This window comes from Sphingopyxis sp., assembly GCF_035565275.1.
Taxonomy (GTDB): domain Bacteria; phylum Pseudomonadota; class Alphaproteobacteria; order Sphingomonadales; family Sphingomonadaceae; genus Sphingopyxis.
On sequence record NZ_DATMST010000222.1, the window covers coordinates 1 to 21,215 of the forward strand.

Below are 21,215 nucleotides of genomic sequence, written 5' to 3' on the forward strand. Positions count from 1 at the left end.
CTGTCCCGGAAGGTTCCGGATCGTCGCAAGGCGTTCCGGGCCCGTATCGGGTATCTCCTCCGATCAAGCACAGGGCACATTGCCCCTGGCGGGGCGCGACGCCCGGACTGCTACACCCGTCAGCTAGACTTGCGGCGTGCGACAGCCAGTCGGCACCCGCCAGCGCCGGGCCCAGCGCAGCCATCACGATCGCGATGTCAGTCGGCCCGCCACCAAAGCCGCCGACCGCCTCCGGCAGCGCGAGGCCGGCAAGGCCCAGCGTATCGGCCAGATCACGCCACGAAGGTCGCCCCTTGTCGGCCAGGAAGCGCTGAACGCTGTCGCACAGCAATTGCTGTTCTTCGCGAAGCGGAAGGTCAAACGTGGCCATATCAATTCACTTTGCACGGGTACCGGCTTGCGCGTGCCGATATGGAACGCTCCTTGCGGTCGAGCCAGATGAGTTGTGACGATATGGTCGGCAAGTCTAGCTGACGGGTGTAGCAGTCCGGGCGTCGCGCCCCGCCAGGGGCAATGTGCCCTGTGCTTGATCGGAGGAGATACCCGATACGGGCCCGGAACGCCTTGCGACGATCCGGAACCTTCCGGGACAGGCTTTTCATGGATTTTCGAACGTCGGGCACGGGACCCGTCCGGACCCGTTGGAACGTTATGAGACGGCCTGGCAGGGGCAGCAGGACTCATATTTATCAGATAAATACCTAATTTTAAAAGATAAATTCACCCTGCCATCATCGAAATTTAGTAATCGAACCTTGAGCTGCAGTGGGACTGCTTCGTATTTATTCTTTATATATCAATGATATCAGACCATCTTGGAATAAGTAACGCTTTCGCGCGCGGCCGCTCTTCCTAGGCCACCTTCCGCCACTTGCTGAGTTTATGGACGACTTATTGGTAGCCCCCAGCGAGCCGAGTATTGCCCTTTGCCGACAGCCGCTGCTGGCCGGTTGCGGTCTGTCCGCTTCCGGCCGGAGGCCCAAAGAAGCGGACACCGGACACAATTGCCGGCCCCTAGCGTTCGAACTGCAGCCCCTCGAACTCGCCCGACGAACGCCAGTTTTCGATGAATTTGAAATAGGCGCTCGGGCCAGCGGGATAGCCGATGGATAGCCGCATGGCTGGTGTCGGTTCCTGACCCTCGTTGTTGTAATATCCGGGCGTGCAATCGGGTGCCCGACGCATGCGACCGGGTCCCTGCAACAGCATGTCGATCCAGCTATCCTGGGCTTCACGGCTCACTTCGACTTTGCGCGCGCCATCACGTTCGGCCTTGCCGACGACCGCAGCAATCGTCCGGGCGATATCGGTCAGATTGTGGGGGATGTTCGAGATCAGATTGGCGCCCTGAACCGGCTGGACGAAAAACGCATTCGGGAAGCCATGGGCATGGACGCCGTGCAGCGAGCGCATGCCTTCCGCCCACTCTTCCGACAGCTTGCGCCCGTCACGTCCCTCCAGATCGAAACCGGCCCTCCTTTCATAGCTTGAGCCGACCTCGAAGCCCGACGCATAGATGATGCAATCGACCTCATACTCCGTGCCGGCAACAACGAACCCGCGCTCGGTGATCCGTTCGACGCCCTTGCCGTCGGTGTCGATAAGCCGCGTGGACGGCTCGTTGAAAGCCTGAAGATAGCTGTCGTGGAAGCACGGGCGTTTGCACATCTGGCGGTACCAGGCCTTCAGCAGTTGTGCAGTCTCACCGTCGTCGACGATCTCGTCCACGCGCGCGCGGATTTCTTCCATCTTCTCGAAATCGGAATCTTCATAGGCCGCGATGATGGCATCCCAGCTCATCTTCTCACGCGGCAGCCCCGCAAGCTTCTGGCGAATGCGGGCCGAAATCTCGGTCCAGCCATCCTGCACCAGATCCTCGTCCGGATTGCCGCCAGCCTGATTGTCGGTGAAATTTTCCAGCCACCGCCGTTGCCAGCCCTCGGTCGCGATTCCGGCAAACCATTCGGGGTCGATCGGGCCATTGTTGCGCACATCGACCGACGACGGCGTGCGCTGAACGACATAGAGTTCACCTGCGGCGCGCGCGAGATGCGGGACGGCCTGAACGGAAGTTGCCCCGGTGCCGATGATCGCAACCCGCTTGTCAGCGAGCTTTTCCATCAGCCCGCCGGCCGGATCGCCACCGGTATAGTCATAGTCCCAGCGGCTGGTGTGGAAGCTGTGCCCCTTGAACGTCTCGATACCCGGAATGCCGGGAAGCTTGGGAATATGGAGCGGCCCGGTGCCAAGCCCGATATAGCTTGCCGTGAAATGGTCGCCGCGGTTGGTGGTGATAACCCAGCGCGAGTTCGCATCGTCCCAACGTGCTCCGGTGACCTCGGTCTGCAGCAGCGCCTTTTCATACAGGCCATATTGCCGCGCAATACGCTGGCAATGCGCCAGGATTTCGGGCGCATGGGCGTATTTCTCGCTGGGCATGTGCCCGGTTTCCTCGAGCAGCGGCATATAGATCATCGACGCCGTGTCGCACTGTGCGCCGGGATAGCGGTTCCAGTACCAGGTGCCGCCGAAATCGCCGCCCTTTTCAATGATCCGAACGTCGGTGATGCCGACCTCTGCCAGACGAGCCCCGGTGGCGAGGCCGGCAAAGCCGCCGCCGATGAAGGCAAAGGTCACGTGGTCGGTGACGGGGTCGCGATCGATCGGTTCCGCATAAGGGTCCGCCTTGTAGTGCGCGAGTTGCCCTTCCAGGCGGAGATACTGGTCAACGCCATCGGCGCGGAGCCGCTTGTCGCGCTCCGCGACATATTTCGCCAGCAGCGCTTCTTTGTTGACGTTAGCCTGTGTCGCCATCATTCCAATCCTCTCATCCATACCTGATTCTTTAATTATTCAATAAATGCTCAATTTAAGCGATACAAGATAAGTACCAATAATTTTATATGACCAGCCTTGCGACGCGAACCGGCATGCGCAGCACCGCAAGCGCAGCCAATGCGAAGAAAATGGCGGACAGGCCAAAGAGCCAGGAATATCCGGCGATCCAGACGATCAGTCCGCCAATGATCGGCCCCACAGCGGCGAGCGCTCCTTCGACTGTGGTCGACAGAGCCAGCCGCATCGGAACATCCTCCGGCGCGCCAATCTCGAGCACGATCGTCGATGCGCTCATCATATATCCCGCAGCGGCGGCGCCGAATCCGCAGAAGGACAGAAGCGCCCAATCGGACGGTGCGAAGAGAAGTCCGAGAATCGACGCCAGCGACAAAAGAACCGACGCCAACAACGGCTGCCGAAAGCCGCGACGGTCGCCCAAATAGCCCCACAGCAGGTTCGACAATGTGTCCGATACAAGGAAAGCGAACGACAATGATCCGACGAGCGCCCCGCCGAGACCGCGCTCCTGGCCAACATAGAGGATATAGAATGGACCACTCATGCGCGCCGACGCCACCAACGCCTGGACGGTCAGCAGCGCGCGGTAATCGCTATGGGAAAGCAAGAGAGGAAAGGTGCGCAGCCGCTCGCCAAGGCTGCGCATCGGAGCCCCCGCACCATCAGGTTCGCGCATCAGGGCGCGCAGAAACCAGAGACCGATGCTGGTCAGCAGAAAGGCGAGAAAGAAAGTCGAGGCATAGCCATTGCCCAGAAACTGAGCCTCGATCAGATAATAGCCAGCGCCGAGCGATAGCATCGCCGCGATGCAGCCGCCCGCAAAGTTCCGCCAGCCCTGAAGGCGTCCGCGCTTGCCGACCGGAATGACCTTGGCCATCAGCATCTGGAACGCAACGCGCTGGCTGCCGGTGAAGAAGCCGAGCAGGAAAAGCAGCACCAAAGTTACCGCCACCAGCGCGGGCCCACCCAGCATCCATCCTGCAAACGCAAGCCCCAGGATCTGAAGGCGCATCATCGACCCCGTCCGCACGGCATAGGGAAGCAGCCGCGCGCGATGTTCGATCCGTGATGCACCGAGAACCGGCGAAAGCGTCGCCCCGAGTTGCAGAAGCGACTGGCCCAATCCGACCAGTGCCGCGGACCCGGTGATCAACTGCATATAGGCGGGCAAAAAGGTCGGGGTGTAGATGAGCCGGAAGCCGGTCAGGCCCAATGTCCCATGCACAAAATGCGCGACCATATTGCGCCGCAGGTTGCGCTCGATGAAGCTGCCGCCCGCAACCGCCTCGTGCGGCGCCTCGTCCACGCCGCTCATAGCGGCGTCGATGATATGCTATAGTCGTCGAAAAAGCGGCGGAGTTCGGGCTTCAGTATCTTGCCATTGGCGTTACGCGGCAGCGTTTCGTCCGAAAAGCGAATCGCGACGGGTACCTTGAACGCCGCCAAATGGTCCCGGACCCATTGGCGAAGTACCTCCTCATCGCCGGTCGCATCGGCCGCCAGATGGACAACCGCTGCAGGCACCTCACCAAGCACCCGGTCCGGCAGGCCGATCAATGCCGCGTCGGTGACGCCGGGAAATTCGAACAGGACATTCTCGACCTCCGACGAATAAATATTCTCTCCGCCGCGGATGATGACGTCCTTCGCCCGGTCGACGATGTAGCAGAAACCCTCTTCATCAAGCCGCGCGATGTCGCCGGTGCGGACCCAGCCGTCGACAAAGGTCGCTGTCGTCGCGTCAGGGCGGTTCCAGTAACGTCGCACCACCATCGGTCCGCGCGCCCAAAGCTCGCCGACCGTGCCGGTTGGCAGCGCCGCGCCGTCGTCGCCCGCAATCTTCAGTTCGGCTACGGCTACCGCCGGCCCGCAACTATCGGGCCGTGCCAGATAATCCTCCCCCGAATGGTTGGTCACCGTCCCGCAGGTCTCGGTCATGCCCCAACCGACCCCCGGAGCCGCTCCGAACTCAGTCGCGATGCGCCGTGCCAGCTCGGGCGCCGCGGGTGCGCCGCCATAGCTTATGAGGTCGAGCGAACTGAGGTCATATCGGGCGCGCGCCGGGTGCTCGATCAACTGCCAGGCGATCGTGGGCACACCGCCCGCGCTGTCGATCCCCTCGCGCTCGATCAGCGCAAAGGCGCGCTCGGTGTCCCATTTGTGCATCAGCACCAATGTGTCCCCCGAAAACATCGCGCCGAGCAATCGTGCACTGAAGCCCGTGACATGGAAAAAGGGAATGACGTGGAGCGCAGTCCGCCGCCGCGGCGCGGGAAGCGCCTGCCCGCGCCGCAATATGGTCCGTGCGGAAGCATATGCGGTCGAGAGGATGTTACTGAGGAGATTGCGGTGCGTCGCAACGGCTCCCTTGGGAGCACCCGTCGTGCCGCTGGTATAGAAAATGGCGACATCCTCGTCGGGAGCCAGCGACACATCGGGAATCGGGCCCACCGGAAGGCGGCCATAATCTCCGACCGCACCAATCCGCCGTTCAAGCGAGCCTGCACCACCCGCATCATCGCGCGCGACGATGACATGCTCCAACATCGGAAGCCCGCAACGGAACGGCTCGATCGCTGCCGCGCGTGGCGCATCACACAGCACAATGCGCGCACCGGAATCGCGCAGCGCAAACTCCAGTTCGGCCCCCGTCCACCAGGCATTCAGCGGAACCGCAATCGCCCCGATCGATGCTGCGGCAAAGAAGCACACGGGCCATTCGGGCAGGTTTCGCATCGCGACAGCAACGCGGTCCCCTTTTTCGACTCCCAGCCCGACCAATTCGGATGCCAGCGCCGCGACCGCTCGGGCGAAGTCGACGTAGGACAGGCGTTCGTCATCCAGAATCAGGAAAACGCCTTCGCCATGCGTGCCGGCGTGCCGGACGACCGCGGCCATGTCGGGAACCGCATTTTTCCAGACGCGGGTCGGGATGCCGTCGATGACCTGGTCCTCGACCTCAAACCGCCCCGCGCGGCAAAGCTGCGCCTCCACCTCTGTCACCGACATATGAGGCCAGCCGTTTTCGGCCCGAGCTTTAGCATGATTCATTTTTTTGGTATCCAAATTCAAAGGCGAAACGGTTCAAAATCGTAAACAAATTGTTGTATATATCGCGATTCGATGGCAGCCAGTCAAATCCATGGAGAATATTTAAAGGATTCGGTATGGTGATGACAAGAGACAGAATTGCTGCCGCAAGCGAGAGACTCAGCGCCCGGGTCGAGCAGGATTTTATTGCCAGCGGTCGCCTGCCCCACGCACAGATTCTGATCGCTCGGGACGGCGAGGTTCTGCACCGGTCCGTTCATGGCGCCGCACGCGCCGACGGGACACCACTGAGCGACGACGCCCTCTTCCGGATCGCATCGATGACCAAACCCGTCACCGCGACGGCTTTCATGATGCTCGTCGAAGAAGGACGCGTGCGGCTTGACGATCCCGTCTCGGCTGTCATCCCCGAATTCGAAGGACTTGTGCGCTTCCAAAGCGAAGGCGATAGTGGCTTCCGGACCGCGCCTTGCGCACCGATGCGGATGATCGACCTGCTGCGCCACACGTCGGGACTGACCTACGGCTTTTTGAACCGGACGCCGGTGGATGCCGCTTATCGCGCTGCCGCCATTCTCGCCCCCGGATCCGACCGCGATGCCGATGGCTTCATCGAAGCACTGCGGGGCCTGCCGCTCGAATTCGAACCGGGCGGTCGCTGGAATTATTCGGTTTCGACCGATGTGCTGGGCGTTGTCGTCGAACGAATTGAGGGACGCCCGCTCGGCGACGTATTTGCCGATCGAATCTTCGAGCCGCTCGGCATGGTGGACACCGGATTTCATTGCCCCGATGACAAGAGCGCGCGCCTGACCGACGCCTGGTTTCATCACCCGACCGCGGGCCGCGTTCTGGCCGAACCAGCCGACACCAGCCGCTGGCGCCAGACACCGGCGTTTGCATCCGGCGGCGGCGGCCTGCTCTCGACGGTCGACGATTATCACCGCTTCTGCACGATGCTCGTGAACGGCGGCAGCGTGGGTAAAACCAGCATCCTGTCGACCGACAGCATCGCCGCGATGACGCGCAACCAGTTGCCGGACGGACGCGACCTCGCGTCAATGAGTCCGTTCGCCTTTCCGGAAACCGGCGCGGCCGGTACCGGCTTTGGTCTGGGCTTCGCCGTCACCCTCAATCCCGAAGCGACCGGCCTGCCCGGCTCTGTCGGCGATTTTTACTGGAGCGGCATCTATTCAACGGCCTTTTTCGTCGATCCGATCGAACGGCTGCACGCGATCTTCATGACGCAGCTTCTCCCGACCGGCGCGCAGCCCGTCAGGCAGCTGCTGCGACAGGCCGCTTACGACTTCATTCGTTGAGAAAAAATGACCCCGTCCTACGGGACGGGGCCAAGGATCGCGAACCCCGGAGAGGCAGCATGCGAGAGAGAAGGCATGCCGCCCCCAAAGGATCCCCACCCCTTATCAGGCTGCAGCCTGAGCGGGCGCCGCAGGGCGCGGACTCGTCGGATGGAGTGCGGACAAGCCGCCATCGACGGCGATCGCCTGACCGTTGACAAAGGCCGCGCCGGATGAGGCCAGGAACAGCACCATGGCGGCGATCTCTTCGGGCTCCCCGCCCCGGCGGCTCGGCGCGTTAAAGCCGATCTTGTCTTCGTGCCCGATCGCCTTCGCATACTCATAGGCCGGCTGCGTCATGCCGGTACGGACCAGACCCGGACATATGGCATTGACACGGATACCGGTGCCGCTGAGTTCGAGCGCGGCGGTTTTGACGAGATTGACGACGCCCGCCTTCGACGCTGAATAGGCGGCGGGCCCGGCACCGGCACGCAGCCCCGCGACCGACGCAGTGCAGATGATGGAGCCGGCACCGCGCTTGCGCATTTCGGGCGCAGCATGCTTCACCGCGAGGAAAGGGCCGACGAGATTGACGCGCAGCACTTCAAGCCAGTTATCGGGAGTTCCGTCGGAATAGCCGAGCCGCCCGCCGGTGATGCCGGCATTGGCAAAGAAGACGTCGAGTCCGCCGAATTTTTCGGTCGCTTCCGCAACCGCTGCGGCGACATCTTCCTCCCGGCCGGCGTCGCCGATGCGTGCCACCGCCGTTCCGCCGTCCGCCTGGATCGCGTCAACCGTGACCTGAACCTGATCGGTCACATCGACCGCAACGACGCTTGCCCCCGCACGAGCGAAGTCGATCGCGCTTTGGCGACCGATGCCGGATCCGGCACCGGTGACGATGACGACCTTGCCGGTGAAGTCGTGGGATGATGATGTCATAAATTATCTCCTCAAATAAAATGGTGGAATGGGTATGACGGGAATGGGGAACGACGACGGAAGCGGATGACGTCGTCGCCGCGAGTTGTTAGGGATAGGGAATGACCGCACCTGCAGTAACATCCACCGACACCACCGATCGTTTCTCCGAACGGAGCGACCGCATCATCGACGCCGCAAGTACATTGATTAACGAACGCGGTATCAAGGGCACGACCTTTGCCGAGGTCGCGCGGCTGGTGGACATGAACCAGAACAGCATTGCCTATTATTTCAAGCGCAAGGAGTTGCTGGTCGCTGCCGCCTATGACTATTCGCTTGGCCGCATCGAAGCGCAGGTCGCCGACGCGGGCGCCTATCCGGACCCCCGCAGCCGTGTCGCCCGCCATTTGTCGCGGACCATCGACTACCGGATCGGCCTGCGCGAAGGTCGGGTAAGACCGGTCACCGTCCTGTCCGAATTGCGCGCGCTGGATGAACCGCACCGGTCCGAATTGACGGCGCGCTACAACGATATCTTTCGCCGGGTTCGCGAATATTTCGGTCCGACGGACTCGCTTGCGCATCGCTCGCTGAACAGCGTCCGTGCGCATTTCCTGCTCCAGAACAGTTTCTGGCTCCCGGCCTGGCAGAGCCTCTATTCGGAACGCGAATTTGGCAGGCTCGAAGCGCGTATGCTCGAGATCTTCGACCGCGGCATCGCACCTGCCGGGACGCGCTTCGAACCGCATATTCTCGACATCGGCCTGACCGTCCGTGAAGAGGGCGGCGACCTCGACCGCGAGGCCTATCTGCGTGCAGCAACGCGGTTGATCAACGAGCGCGGCTATCGCGGCGCGTCGGTCGATCGGATCGCATCCGAGCTGAAGGTGACGAAGGGCAGCTTCTATCACCACCTCGATGCAAAGGACGATCTGGTCCTCGAATGCTTCGCGCGCAGCTATGACACGGTGTCGCGGGCGCAACAAAGCGCGCTCGACACGGAAGGCAGCTATTGGGATCGCCTTTCGGCAGCCATCTCGACCCTGATCGATGTCCAGTTTTCCGACCTTGGCCCGCTGCTGCGAACGACGGCGCTCGCCACCTTGCCCGCAGAACCAAGGGCGGACGTCGTGGCGCGATCGAACCGGATGGCGCGGCGCTTTGCCGGCATGATGATCGACGGGATCAGCGAAGGATCGATCCGCGCGATCGACCCGTTGATCGCGAGCCAGGTCGTGATGGCCATGCTGAACAGCGCGGTGGACATCAAACCCTGGGCAGACGGCCAGGACCGAGCCGAGGCGATCCGCCTCTATGCATCCACCCTGGCCCACGGCCTGTTTCACGATCCGGACTGATCCGCCCACCGATCAGAACCGCTTCGTCAATCCGACCTTCCACTGACGTCCCAGCGCGCTTCCGGTGAACGGGTCATAGTTGTAATCGAGGCGAGCAAAGCTCGGGTCCCTGTCCGTCAGATTGATGACCGTCAGGCTGAGGTCGGTTTCGAAGGGCAGCTTCACCCGTATCGAAAGATCGGCGGTCACCTGCCGCCCGATCACCTTCCCGTCGGCGATCACCGGCGACCCGGGCAGTTCGGTGCGCGGTGCAAACGGCGCCGTCCGCTGGTCGGTGTAACGATGGACATAATTGAGCGTCAGGCGCGCATCGACCGGCCCCGTGCCATATTCGACAAAGGCCTGCCCACGCCAGCGCGGCAACGGATAGGCGGTGGTCTGGTAGTTGAGCTTGCCCACCGCATTGAACGCGGGCTGGACAACAACACCCTCGACCAGTTCATCCTGAACATCGAATGCGATGACATAGGTCGCTGTGATCCCGGCCCCGAAACGGCCGCCGAGCATGTCGTCGGACCGATAATTCGCGATGAAATCGATCCCCGAATTCGACACGCCGGCGCCATTTTTGTAAAAGGTACGCAGCCGTGCGACATTGTTGATCCCGCATGCGCCGTTGAAGGTGAACCGCGCCTGCAAGGCCGCATATGCGGGGTTACCGCAATTTGCGCTTCCGGTCGCGCCGAACAGCGCGTTCGACATGCCGGCAACCGGCTCTGCGATGATCAGGTCGTCGATGTCATAACGGAAATAGTCGGCGCTGAAGGTGAAGCCGCCCGTCGTGACAACGGCGCCGGCCGAATAATTGGTCGCGGTCTCGGGCGCCAACGCCGGGTTGCCCACAACCTCGACAGGTCGCGATGCGTTGCCAATCACCTGCAGCGACACCGAGGACCCGTCGGTTGTCGTCGTCAGCGGCGGGCCACGGAAGGTGGTGCCCACCGATCCGCGGAACGCCAGCCAGTCGGTTGCCTGCCAGCGCAGCGTCGCCTTGGGATCGAAAGTCGCCCCGATGTTCCCGCCATAATCCTCGTATCGCGCGGCGACCTGCAGATCGAGCGTATCGAGCAACGGCGCGCGCAGCTCGGCGAACACCGCATAGACGTCGCCCGACAGATTGGCCTCGCGATTGCTTCCCAGGAAACCGAGCGCACCCGACTGGGGCGTGCACGTCATGTTCCCGTTGATCGGCGTATCGCGGCACGGCGTTCCGTCGAGATTGTTGAACAGGCCAAGACGCGTTTTATATTGATCTTTGCGATATTGCGCGCCCACGGCAAACATCAGGTCGCCGCCCGGCAATGAAATCCCGCTCCGGCCGCTGACGCTGGCATCGACCACGAACAGGCCGGTGTCAGTGCGCGAACGCGATTGCTCGTACAGCCAGGCGGCCAGCGCGGGGCTGTTCGCGACCGCTGAATTATAACCCGGGTTGACCGCCCCCGTTACGGCGTTGACCGCAACCGCGTTGCTGAACGGGTTGAGATATAGACAGCCATTGGCACCCGGCGCGGCGCCGGTCAGGTTGCAATTCGGCCCGCCGAGCCCGCGCAGCGCGAGCTGAACACGGTCTCCGATCAAATCGAAGCTGTTCACCTGCCGCGAGTAATCATGGTAGGTTGCGGAGACATCGAAATCGATCGCGTCGCTGATCTTGCCCTTGAGCGCCGCGGACACGCGGAAGCTGTCCGAGCTGCGCGACCCCGACGGATCAAAGCCGTTACTGCCGCCAAGGTAAAATGGCCGGTACAGAAGATAGGGGAAGATCGCGCCGCCGACGGGAATGCCAGACACCGTGCCGGGCAAGGCGCCCGGGTTGGCGGCGGCATAAGCCTGATAGCCCGGGTTGGACGCCGGGACGTACCAGCCGGCCACCGCGCTCGCGCCAAAGCTTGCCGGAAGCACGCTCGCCGACGGGCGTTGCAGCAGGAGGTAGGACGGCGAAGTGCGGATATGCGGAACTTCGCTATATCCATAGAGCGCCGACACTTCGAACTCTATATCGGGCGTGACATCGATCCCGACCTCGACATAGGCCTGCATGCGCCGTTCGGTATCGGTCAGCGCGTCGAAGCCGATGTACTGCCCCGCGCAGCGCTGGTTGGCGACGCCTCCCGACGACAGCAAGATCCCGCCCAGCGGAACGCAGCCCACATCCGCGCGCACCGTGCCCGCCGCCGCGCCGTTTCCGAACACGGGCAGAAAGACGCTGGGATTGCCACCGGTCGAGAAACCGTTTTCAGGATTTTCCTGATAGCTTCCAACCGCGAAATCGCGGTCGGTGGCCATCAGTTCCGAGCGCTTCTGATATCCGAACGACGCCAGCACCCGAAGGCCATCAGCCCGGTGCCCGAATGCGGCGCTGAGCGTGTAATCGCCCTTCGATCCGGAAACGAACTTGTAATCGCCGCCGACGACCAGCCCGGACAGCTGGCGGTTGGTGATGAAATTGGCGACGCCGGCAATTGCATCGGAACCATAGGTTGCCGCCGCGCCGTCCTTCAATATGTCGATGCGGCCAATCGCCGCCAACGGCAGCAGGTTGATGTCGACGGTGGGCACACCATTGCCCGCGCGGACGAGCCGGCGGCTGTTCAGCAGGACAAGCGTGCGCGACGGCCCGAGGCCCCGCAGGTTGATGCTTGCAATGCCTTCCGATCCCTGGCTGCGGCTGTCGAACTGGTTTGAATCGCCCAATGTCCCACTGACCACGGGGAGCGACTTCAATAGTTCCACGACCGACGGCGACCCCTGTCGCACCAGATCTTCCGAAGAAATCACGTCGATCGGCATCGCACCGTCCTCGCGCTCGCCACGGATCAGCGATCCGGTGACGATGATCTCGGCATCGCTCGGCTCGTCGACCTCGCTCGCCCGCGCGCCCTGTGCGGTGAAGGCGGAAACCACAATTGCGGCGCATGCCGTCGTCGATAGAAAATGTGCAGGTCGCATTACAGGTTCACCCTCTCCTTTCGGCACGGCTTCAGGCCGCGCTCGCATGAATTGTCTGGCGCTCGTCACGCCTCCGCGATCGATGGCCTAACGGGCTGGCGCTGAGCGATCCGCGAGCGTGAAATCCGGCTCGGCGGCCTCGACTTCTCCCTGGATCGGGCCCGCGGCCGCCAGCCGCGAAAGATTCGCCTCGTGCGCGGCGCGATCGATGCGATAGAAAGTCAGGAAGAAGACCCCGACGAACCACAGCAGCGCAGCTACCGGCAGATAGATGGCGATCAGCGTCGAGATGGTTTCCGCCGGGACTTCGCCGGGTTTCGCGCCCTGCGGAAACCCGGCGACGCTGAGCACCAGTCCGGCCCCCAGCACGCCAAAGCCGGCGGTGCAGGTCTGCATGAAGGATGACGCGGCGAAGAAGACGCCCGACGAATGGCGCCCGGTCTTGAGCAGACTGTCCTCGACGACATCCGCGATCATCGCGCTCGTCATGATCTGCGATGTCGCGGTGGCCGCGCCATAGAAAGCCGCAAAGGCAAAGAGCACAATGACCAGCGTCGACTCCGGGTCATTGGGCAGGAAGAGCCCAAGCTGGCGCAAGGCAAGCGGCGTCAGGCTGATCGTCACCCCGACGATCGCCAGAACGACGGCGACGGGCTTCTTGCCATATCTTTTCGACAGTCGCGGCGCGATGACCAGCGCGATCGTCGCGGCGACCACGCCATCGAATGTCAAAAGCCCCATGCTCGTCGGCGACAATTCCCAGACGAAGGTCCCGAAATAGACCGCCATCGCGGCATACATGCCAGCCGCGGTATATTTCATCACGCCGAAGGCCAGCAGCGCCAGGAAGCCGCGGTGCGAAAGCGTCTGGAACAATTCGCGCATATGCGCGCCGAGCGTCTGGGGGGGACGGTCTTCGGCCTGACGGGCGTAACGAATCCGGTCGTGCGTGCCGTACGAACAGGCGAGGATCGATACGAAGATCAGGATGGCGCCGATGACCCCGAGGCGATGATAGCCTTCCGGATTGAGCTGCCCGACGGGATATTCGGCCGTCGGCTGCAGCAAGACGAAGAACAGCAGCGTCCCGATCCCCAGCCCGCCGACATAACCAAAGAAATAGCGCCAGGTCATGAGCGAGGTCCGCTCGTCATAGTCGCCAGTCAGTTCTGGCGTCAGCGCGGCCGATGGCAGTTCGTACAGGTTGATAGCCACACGGCCCAGCATCGAGACGATCAGAATATACCAGAACATCGCGCCGTGGCTCAGCCCGGCAGGCGGATTGAACATCGCCCAAAAGAACAGCGCCGTTGGCAAGGCGGCGGCGTACATATAAGGATGGCGCCGACCCCAACGCGATCGCGTGTTGTCGCTGATCTGGCCAAGGATCGGATTGCTGATCGCATCAATGACGAGCGAGACCAGCAGGGCGGTCGAAACCAGTGCCGCCGGCACGCCCATCACCTGATTATAGAAGATTAGAAGATACGCGCTGTAGGCGACCGTCTTGGCGCCCTGCGCGAGCGATCCAATCCCGAAGAACAATTTCGTCCGCAGCCCGATGGGGGGTGCGACGATCGGCATTTGCGGCATTCGAGGCTCCTCTCGCCCGATTGACGGGCGCCAGCTTCTCGTGGCCGCGCCCTCATCGCAACCGAACATACCGCATTCTTTAAACATGGCAACGGCGAAGATTCTTGGCAAATTATCCAATATTTTACTAGGTATTTCTCAATACGCTCCGGCGGAAGCTGCAAACCGCGTTATTTGTTCACCGTCCTGCCAACACTGAACGACAAGCGATTCGCTAACTGGGTTAGGCCCATCGCCCGAAAAGGCAGACGCACGAAATCGGCCCGCTACCCGCCTCTCCGGAATGCGTCGGACGGCGAACGGAATGAAGGACGGAACCCTGGCCCCGCCCCATTCGAGTTCAGAATAGTCGCCGCACAGTCAAGCGGGCGCACCGCCTCCGGCGTTAAGCCCAGCCGCCCTTGACCCGCCAATTGCAAATGGCCGGTTTGAGACCGTCCGCTTCTGGTAGGAAATAGCGAAAGCAGCCATTGGATGACGGGTCGGGCCCTGCGATTGCAATTGACCAACTACTTCAATTGGATTTCTTTGGCACAATTCAATTGGCTGGGCATGACGAATGTCGTGTCAATTTGGCGGCGAGCGCGGCCCGGCTGGACCCATGTAGTGGCGCATCCCATGAACGCGCATATGAGCCTTCACCGCCTCCGCTCCCTGCCTCTGCGGCATCGAGGAAGTCAGCCCACCACTGCATCATCGGCCGCCGGTGGGCGAGATAACGCGCCGAGTTGTATGCTGCACGAACGCCCCGTGGCTGGTGAGCAAGCTGATGCTCGATCCAATCCGCTTCAAACATGCCCGTTTCGTTGAGAACTGCGCTTGCGAGGTCGCGAAAGCCGTGGACGGTAGCCTTTCCGCGAAGCCCCATCCGGTACATGATGTCGAGCATTCGATTTTCGCTGATCACCAGCGTCTTCGCAATTGGCACCGGGAAAAGATAACGGCCCAAGCGCATATTACCTGCGGCACGATACACATTGAGATCGCGGATTTCGTCGAGCAGGCCCAGCGCTTGCCGCGGCAGCGGAACCAGGCGCTCTGACCGCATTTTCATTCGCTCGGGCGAGAGGCGCCACACGGGTTCGGGCCCATCGAGATTTTCGAACTCGTCCCATTCGGCAAATCGCGTTTCCTGCGTGCGGACCATGGTGAGCATCGTCCAACGCAAGGCAAGATGGCTGAGCCGCTCACCTCCGTCGGGATTGAGCTTCACATAGAAATCCGGGAGCTCCTTTACGGATATCCGTGAGCGGCGCTTGACTGGTGCAGGCTTCATCATCGCCGGTCCAAGGTCGCGACACGGATCGGTATCACAGCGTCCATCGGGAATAGCGTAACGGAAGATCTCGCTGCAGTGGTTCTTGATCCGTCGGGCCATCTCTATCGACCCGCGCGCCTCAATTTTCCGCAAGGCATCCAGCATCTGCCTCGGAGTGATTTCCGCGATATCGAGCGTGCCGACAGTCGGGAAAATATCGCTCTCAAGCCGACGAACAATGAGGGCTGCATATTTGGGGACCCACGCCAGTGTCCTGGTCAGGAGCCATTCGCGCGCGACTTCCTCGAAACTGCCCCCCTTCTCGACAATACCCGCCTCCAGCTCCTTTTGCCGTTCAACGGATGGATCGAGCCCGAGCGCGAGCTGATGTTTCATTTTCTTTCGCCAAGCCCGTGCAGCAAGTAGAGTGGTCTGGGGATAAGGTCCGCCGGAAAGAACTTCTGTTTGCCTTCAAAGCGGAGGCAAAGCGCCAGATTTTCGAACCGTTCGGCTGCACCAAGAGAAACAATCCGCCACCGTCCGCCTTCTTGTATGGCTTCTCGGCAGGCTTGAAGGCGTTGACAGCAACGTTGGTAAGCATGTTGGTACCTTCCTACGCGACAGGTCGCGAGTTCGATTCCTAGGCTCACCAATGTTGGTCGTCAGTGCCGTTTGATACCAACAAGCTGATGACCGGTACCAACAATCTGTCAACAATCGGCTCGAGCTGCAAGGGGAGCAGGTGGGACGTCCTGGGACACCCCTTACTCGTAACTCACTGATTTTCTTGATTTTCTAGAGACGCCTTGGGCGTCTCTGGGACGTCCTGGGACGCGGTCCTGGCAGGGGCAGTAGGACTCGAACCTACGACCCTCGGTTTTGGAGACCGATGCTCTACCAACTGAGCTATACCCCTAGGCCGGAGTGGGCCACTAGCCGGATATAGGAAGCGGGGCAAGGGGTATGACGCCTTGCGCGCGCGGACCGGCCTGATATGCGCAATCTGGCATGAACTCCGCGCCCTCATCCGCCGCGCCGCAAAATTATCTGGGCGGCATCGCGCTACGGCTGACGGCAATGGCCAGCCTTTCGCTGATGTTTGTTCTGGTCAAACTGATCGCGGAATCGGGAATCCACATCCTCGAAAGCCTGTTCTGGCGCCAGGCGCTGGTGATTCCCATCGTCTTTGCCTGGGCCTGTGCCCATGGCGGCGCACGCTCGCTCAGGACGCGGCGGATCGGTGCGCATGCGCGGCGCGCGACGATGGGCCTGATCGGCATGGCGTGCAACTTCGGCGGCATGATCCTGCTGCCGATGGCGGAGGCGACGACGATCAACCTGTCGGTGCCGATCTTCGCCGTGATCTTTGCCGCCCTGCTGCTCGGCGAGGCGACCGGCTGGCAGAGATGGAGCGCGGTGATCGTCGGGTTTCTTGGCGTGCTCGTCGTCCTCAACCCGGTGGCCAGTTTTTCGGGTGGTTTCGGGGGCGATCACGGCGCGGGGACGCTGATCGCGCTCGGCGGGGCGATCATGACCGCGCTCATCACGATTGCCATCCGCGATCTCGGCCGCACCGAAAACGCCACCACGATCGTCTTCTGGTTCAGCCTGCTGTCGATGCTGCCGCTGGGGATCGCCCTGCCCTTCGTCATCACCCCGCACGACGGTTATCAGTGGATGCTCCTGATCGGGATCGGCATTTCGGGCGCGGTGGTGCAGATGTGCCTGACCGGCGCGCTCCGCCTCGCCCCGGTCGCGGTCGTCATTCCGATGGACTATTCGGCGCTGCTCTGGTCGATCGCGTGCGGCTGGTTCTTCTTCGGCACGCTGCCCGCCGACACGACGTGGATCGGCGCACCCCTGATCGTCGCGTCGGGCCTGTTCATCGCCTGGCGCGAACATCGCCGCCATATCGACCGGCCAAAGGAGGTCGCCGCATGACCCTTCCCGTCCTCTACCATTGCCCCGACGCCCGCTCGCTCCGCTGCCTGTGGGCGGCCGAGGAAGCCGGAATCGATATCGACCTGCGCGTGCTGAAATTCCCGCCGCGCGCGTTCGAGCCCGACTACCGCGCGGTCAATCCGCTGATGACGGTGCCCGGCTGGGTCGAGGATGGACGACTGATGACCGAATCCGCCGCGATCTGCGAACGGATCGCCGAAGGGACATCGCTCGCGCTCGGCCGCGACGAGGATGAATATTGGGAATGGCGCAACTGGCTGCATCGCAGCGATGCGACGCTGACCTTTCCGCTCGCGATCATGATCCGATACACGCGCGTCGAACCCGAGGAACGCCGCGTCGCGCAAGCGGTCGCGGATTACAAGGCCTTCTTCGGCGGCCGCGCGCGCAGCATCGAGGCGGCGCTGTCCGACGGACGCGAGTGGCTCGTCGGCGGACGGTTCACCGTCGCCGATATCGTGATCGGTTATGCGGCCTTCCTTGCGACGACCCTCGGGGCCGACGATGTGCTGGGCGACGCAACCAAGGCATGGCTCGAACGCTGCGTGGCACGTGAGGGATTCCGGCGCGCGCGCGACCGGCAGAAGGGCTGATCTGCAAGCCTGCGGCTAAAATACGCCCTTCAGCAGCGCTGCCGGGTTCCTTCGCAGCGCCGCCTCCTCGCCCGCCATATAGTGAAAAATGCCTTTCAGTGCCTGCTCGGTGACCGAGCGCGTAAGCCCGTCGCGCGTCAGCCCGGCCGACGCCATCAGCGGATTGCCCTTCGCGAGTTGGTCGAGCTGGCCAAAGGCGCCGACATTGTCGAGCGCCGAACCGACCAGCGGCGATACCTTGGTGAACAGCACGCCGCCCGCGCTGCTTTGCAGATAGCGGGTCGCGCCATCATTCTTTGTCACGAGCGCCGGCGCGTCGGACCAGCGAAGATTGTCGATCGCCGCGCGAAAGACCGGCTTGGCCTCGCCCGCCGCCTTGCCGCCGGCATCGTTGAGGCTTTTGGTCAGGTTGGTCGTGAGGCCCAGCCTGTCGCCCATCCCGAACAGTTTCGACGCCAGCTTTCCGTTCGCGCCCGGCAGCAGGATGCGCACCGCGGTATCGGCATAAAAGGCACCGGGCTGCGCCAGCTTGTCGAGCGCCCCGTCCGAAGCACCCGCGATCAGCCCCTTCACGCCGCTCTTCGGAAGCTTCGCAATCGCCAAGGGCGCGTTTGCCAGAAATACTCCGGCCGCACCCGCAAGCAGCGCCCGCCGCGCGATCATTGCCTCATCCGTTTCCATGACGCCTCTCCGCTCCGTTTTCGATCCGGCTGTATCTCTATCAGCTAAGTCGGCGCCGCCAAGGCCGGACCGGTGTGGAAAGGGATCGTGCCGGCCGTATGGCTCTGCGCGAAAATTGTCGGCTTTGGGGTGGAGAGTTGACGTTCGCTCCCTCTCATCGTCATCCCGGACTTGATCCGGGATGATGATGAGAGATAGGTCCGCAATCGGCCGCCCCCCTTCCGGGTTTCAACCGCAAATCACCCTCACGCCGCCATGCGCAGCCGGTTCCGGCCCTCACGCTTCGCGGCATAGAGCGCCTGGTCGGCGCGATGGAGCAATTCCTCGATATCGGCTTCGCCGTCATAGACCGCCAGGCCGACGCTGATCGTCGCGCCCGGCAGGTCGGGATCGGCGGCGGTGCCCGTTTCGACCGCCTTGCGCACGCGCTCGGCGACGATTTCGGCAGCCTGTGCGCTCGACCGCTGGAGGATGCAGACGAACTCCTCGCCGCCGATGCGGCCCAGCATATCCTCTTCGCGGAGCGCGGCCTTTGCGCGCTGCGACACGCGGCGGATCACCTCGTCGCCCGCCGCATGACCATGGCTGTCGTTGATCCGCTTGAAGTGATCGATATCGAAGATCGCGACCGCGAGCGGCGCGCCATGGTCGCGCGCGCCGAGCAGCGCCTTTTCGAGGAAGGCCAGCGTATGCCGGCGATTGGGAAGCCCGGTCAGCATGTCGGTGTTCGCAACCCGCTCCGCCGCGCTACGCGCCGCTTCCAGTATCCGCGCGTTCTCGACCGTCTCGGTGACGTCCTGCACGGTGCCGAAAATGCCGACCGGCTGGCCACTGCGGTTCGTTTCGATCGATCCGTGCGACTTCACATGCCGGATCTCGCCGTCCGCGCGCCGGATCCGGCCCTGATATTCGAAAGGCTGGCCGGTGCGTACCGCTTCCTCCAGCACCTTTCGCACCGCGGCCCCGTCTTCGGCTACATATTGCTTCACGCTGTAATGAACGTCGACCGGCACCCCCGGATCCAGCCCGTGGATGCGATAGGCCTGATCCGACCACTGGATCGTCCATGCGACCAGATCGACCCGCCAGTGGCCGACGAGCGCGGCCGCTTCCGCCTGGAGCAGCCAGCGGTTGCTCTGCTCGAGCCGCCTCGACAATCGCTCGCGGCCGATCAGCAGCGACGCCAGCGGCAATGTGGTGAACAACAGCGCGAGCAGATAGAATTGCAGGAAGAATATCCTGACCTTCTGCGCGTCCTCGATCGCCGCGATCGGTCCATGGCCCTGTCCGGTCAGCAACGACGCAATGATCGCAACGATCAGCATCCCCGCCGCGGCGCCAAACGGGCCCAGTCGATAGGCGGCTGCAACGACCGCGATGCACGGCAGGAACGTTATGGGAAACTGCGACTGCGAAAAGGACAGGATCGTGACCAGCCCCGCGGCGGCCAAGATCGCGGTCGCCTCCGCTTTCCGCATCATGGGCGTATTGCCCAGCGCCTTGGCACCGATCATCCGGGCGAGCATCACGATTGGCGGGGTCACGATCAGCATGCCGAGCAGGACGGTGGTCAGCCACGACAGAAAGAAACTCGGACCCGTCCCGGCGAGGGCCGAGGCAAGGACCGCGCTGACCACGCTAGCCGCAAGGACCGCCACACAAAAGTTGACGACCGAGCGCGGCATCATGAACGATAACTCGCCGCGTTCGCGCCGCCGCAGCATCCACAATGCGACCGCAGCTTCGGTGGCATTGGCAAAGGTGAAAGCGAGGCACGTCCAGAGGGGGGTGCCGCCCAACATGTTCGCCGCCAGACTGGCGACCGTCGCGCCGGCGAAAGCTGCGACGCGCGCATGCACGGGCATCAGGAGCAGCAGGGCAAGGAAATATCCGCTGGCGGGCCAGATGGCGGCGATATTGTCCGCGCCCTTGGTGGCGTGCAGCGACAGGCTGGCAAGCAGGAAATATCCCGTTGCGGTCAACAGGAACCAAAAGACCGCCTCGACTCTGGGGGACAGCGACTGGGTCATGCAACCAGTTAACCGAAAAGGGGAAAATAAACTGCTAATTTATGCAGCAGGTCCCGTCCGCCGGGTCGGTGGTCAGACGCCGCCGAACGTCAGGCCGACAACCTCCGCCACCATGGCCTCGTCCCATTCGATGCGGCGGTCGAGGATCAGCATCGCAAGCCCGTGCACCAGCGCCCAGGCATGGAGCGCGGCGGTATCGGGGTTCTCGACCCCGGGCAGCGCCTCGCCGACCCCGGCGCGCAGCAGGTTATAGGCAACTTCGCCGCCATCGCCGGCCTCTTTCTTGTACCGTTCGGGCATTTGCCGCGTGAAGCTCAGCCGGAACAGCGCGGGCTCGTCGTGCGCGAACCGGACATAGGCGATGCCCGTCGCCTTGAAGCCCGCGACGCCGCCCCCGGCTTTCAGCCAGGCCTGCGCCTGCAGCGCGCCGAGCCGTCGCAATCCTTCGTCGGCGAGCGCGTCGAGCAGCGCCTCCTTGTCGGGGAAATGGCGGTAAAGCGCCGTCGCGCTGACCCCGACGTCGCGCGCCAGCCCGCGCAGCCCCAGTTCGCTTTCGTCGCCCCCGCCCAGCGGTTTCATCCCCGCAGCGATCACCGAGGCGACCAGATCGCCGTGGTGATAGGCGCCCTCGGCCTTGGGCCTGCTCTCCTTTTTCG

15 protein-coding genes, 1 tRNA gene and 1 pseudogene are annotated in these 21,215 nt (G+C 62.8%); 4 read left to right on the forward strand and 13 right to left on the reverse strand.

Annotation, left to right across the window (positions count from 1 at the left end; all coding sequences use genetic code 11):
- From VN047_RS15480 to VN047_RS15495, 4 genes are all read right to left on the reverse strand, one after another.
- Positions 1 to 370: acyl-CoA dehydrogenase family protein (locus tag VN047_RS15480; RefSeq protein WP_325544200.1), on the reverse strand; the 370-nt coding region annotated here is incomplete at its 3' end.
- Between the two features lie 644 nt (positions 371 to 1,014).
- Positions 1,015 to 2,835: an NAD(P)/FAD-dependent oxidoreductase gene (locus VN047_RS15485; protein ID WP_325544202.1), complete on the reverse strand. Its 1,821-nt coding sequence runs from the start codon at positions 2,833 to 2,835 to the stop codon at positions 1,015 to 1,017.
- Positions 2,836 to 2,899: 64 nt separating this feature from the next.
- Positions 2,900 to 4,171: an MFS transporter gene (locus tag VN047_RS15490; RefSeq protein WP_325544204.1), complete on the reverse strand. Its 1,272-nt coding sequence runs from the start codon at positions 4,169 to 4,171 to the stop codon at positions 2,900 to 2,902.
- Entirely contained in the window at positions 4,168 to 5,907 is a 1,740-nt protein-coding gene (locus VN047_RS15495) for a class I adenylate-forming enzyme family protein (RefSeq protein ID WP_414712719.1), read from the reverse strand. Before VN047_RS15495 ends, VN047_RS15490 begins: the two co-directional genes overlap by 4 nt.
- Before the next feature lie 122 nt (positions 5,908 to 6,029).
- On the opposite strand from VN047_RS15495, the gene VN047_RS15500 reads away from it, so the two are divergent.
- On the forward strand, positions 6,030 to 7,226 hold the full coding sequence (locus tag VN047_RS15500; protein ID WP_325544207.1) for a serine hydrolase domain-containing protein: 1,197 nt from the start codon (positions 6,030 to 6,032) through the stop codon (positions 7,224 to 7,226).
- Positions 7,227 to 7,331: 105 nt separating this feature from the next.
- Here VN047_RS15500 and VN047_RS15505 read toward each other — a convergent pair whose 3' ends face one another.
- Positions 7,332 to 8,150, reverse strand: coding sequence for an SDR family NAD(P)-dependent oxidoreductase (locus VN047_RS15505; RefSeq protein ID WP_325544209.1), 819 nt, complete (start codon positions 8,148 to 8,150; stop codon positions 7,332 to 7,334).
- Between the two features lie 101 nt (positions 8,151 to 8,251).
- Here VN047_RS15505 and VN047_RS15510 point away from each other — a divergent pair, with 101 nt between their 5' ends.
- Entirely contained in the window at positions 8,252 to 9,490 is a 1,239-nt protein-coding gene (locus VN047_RS15510; protein ID WP_325544211.1) for a TetR/AcrR family transcriptional regulator, read from the forward strand.
- A gap of 12 nt (positions 9,491 to 9,502) precedes the next feature.
- Here the strand turns inward: VN047_RS15510 and VN047_RS15515 are convergent, their stop codons facing one another.
- The 5 genes and pseudogenes from VN047_RS15515 to VN047_RS15530 form a co-directional block, all read right to left on the reverse strand.
- Positions 9,503 to 12,442: a TonB-dependent receptor plug domain-containing protein gene (locus VN047_RS15515; RefSeq protein WP_325544213.1), complete on the reverse strand. Its 2,940-nt coding sequence runs from the start codon at positions 12,440 to 12,442 to the stop codon at positions 9,503 to 9,505.
- Between the two features lie 87 nt (positions 12,443 to 12,529).
- On the reverse strand, positions 12,530 to 14,035 hold the full coding sequence (locus VN047_RS15520; RefSeq protein WP_325544215.1) for an MFS transporter: 1,506 nt from the start codon (positions 14,033 to 14,035) through the stop codon (positions 12,530 to 12,532).
- A 538-nt stretch (positions 14,036 to 14,573) separates the two neighbouring features.
- Entirely contained in the window at positions 14,574 to 15,689 is a 1,116-nt protein-coding gene (locus tag VN047_RS15525; RefSeq protein WP_414712720.1) for a tyrosine-type recombinase/integrase, read from the reverse strand.
- Positions 15,690 to 15,695: 6 nt separating this feature from the next.
- A pseudogene (locus VN047_RS22745) lies at positions 15,696 to 15,894 on the reverse strand (Arm DNA-binding domain-containing protein); the annotation flags it as partial.
- Between the two features lie 239 nt (positions 15,895 to 16,133).
- Positions 16,134 to 16,209 (reverse strand) — tRNA-Trp (locus VN047_RS15530).
- A 92-nt stretch (positions 16,210 to 16,301) separates the two neighbouring features.
- On the opposite strand from VN047_RS15530, the gene VN047_RS15535 reads away from it, so the two are divergent.
- A complete protein-coding gene (locus tag VN047_RS15535) occupies positions 16,302 to 17,234 on the forward strand; it encodes a DMT family transporter (RefSeq protein WP_325544217.1) in 933 nt (310 codons plus the stop codon).
- Positions 17,231 to 17,848, forward strand: a complete 618-nt coding sequence (locus tag VN047_RS15540; RefSeq protein WP_325544219.1) for a glutathione S-transferase family protein — start codon at positions 17,231 to 17,233, stop codon at positions 17,846 to 17,848. The genes VN047_RS15535 and VN047_RS15540 overlap by 4 nt, the downstream gene beginning before the upstream one ends.
- Before the next feature lie 15 nt (positions 17,849 to 17,863).
- Here the strand turns inward: VN047_RS15540 and VN047_RS15545 are convergent, their stop codons facing one another.
- From VN047_RS15545 to VN047_RS15555, 3 genes are all read right to left on the reverse strand, one after another.
- A complete protein-coding gene (locus VN047_RS15545) occupies positions 17,864 to 18,529 on the reverse strand; it encodes a DUF4197 domain-containing protein (protein WP_325544221.1) in 666 nt (221 codons plus the stop codon).
- Between the two features lie 245 nt (positions 18,530 to 18,774).
- Positions 18,775 to 20,559, reverse strand: coding sequence for a diguanylate cyclase (locus VN047_RS15550; protein ID WP_325544223.1), 1,785 nt, complete (start codon positions 20,557 to 20,559; stop codon positions 18,775 to 18,777).
- Between the two features lie 72 nt (positions 20,560 to 20,631).
- A partial coding sequence (locus VN047_RS15555) for a TetR/AcrR family transcriptional regulator (protein ID WP_325544225.1) occupies positions 20,632 to 21,215 on the reverse strand: 584 nt, incomplete at its 5' end.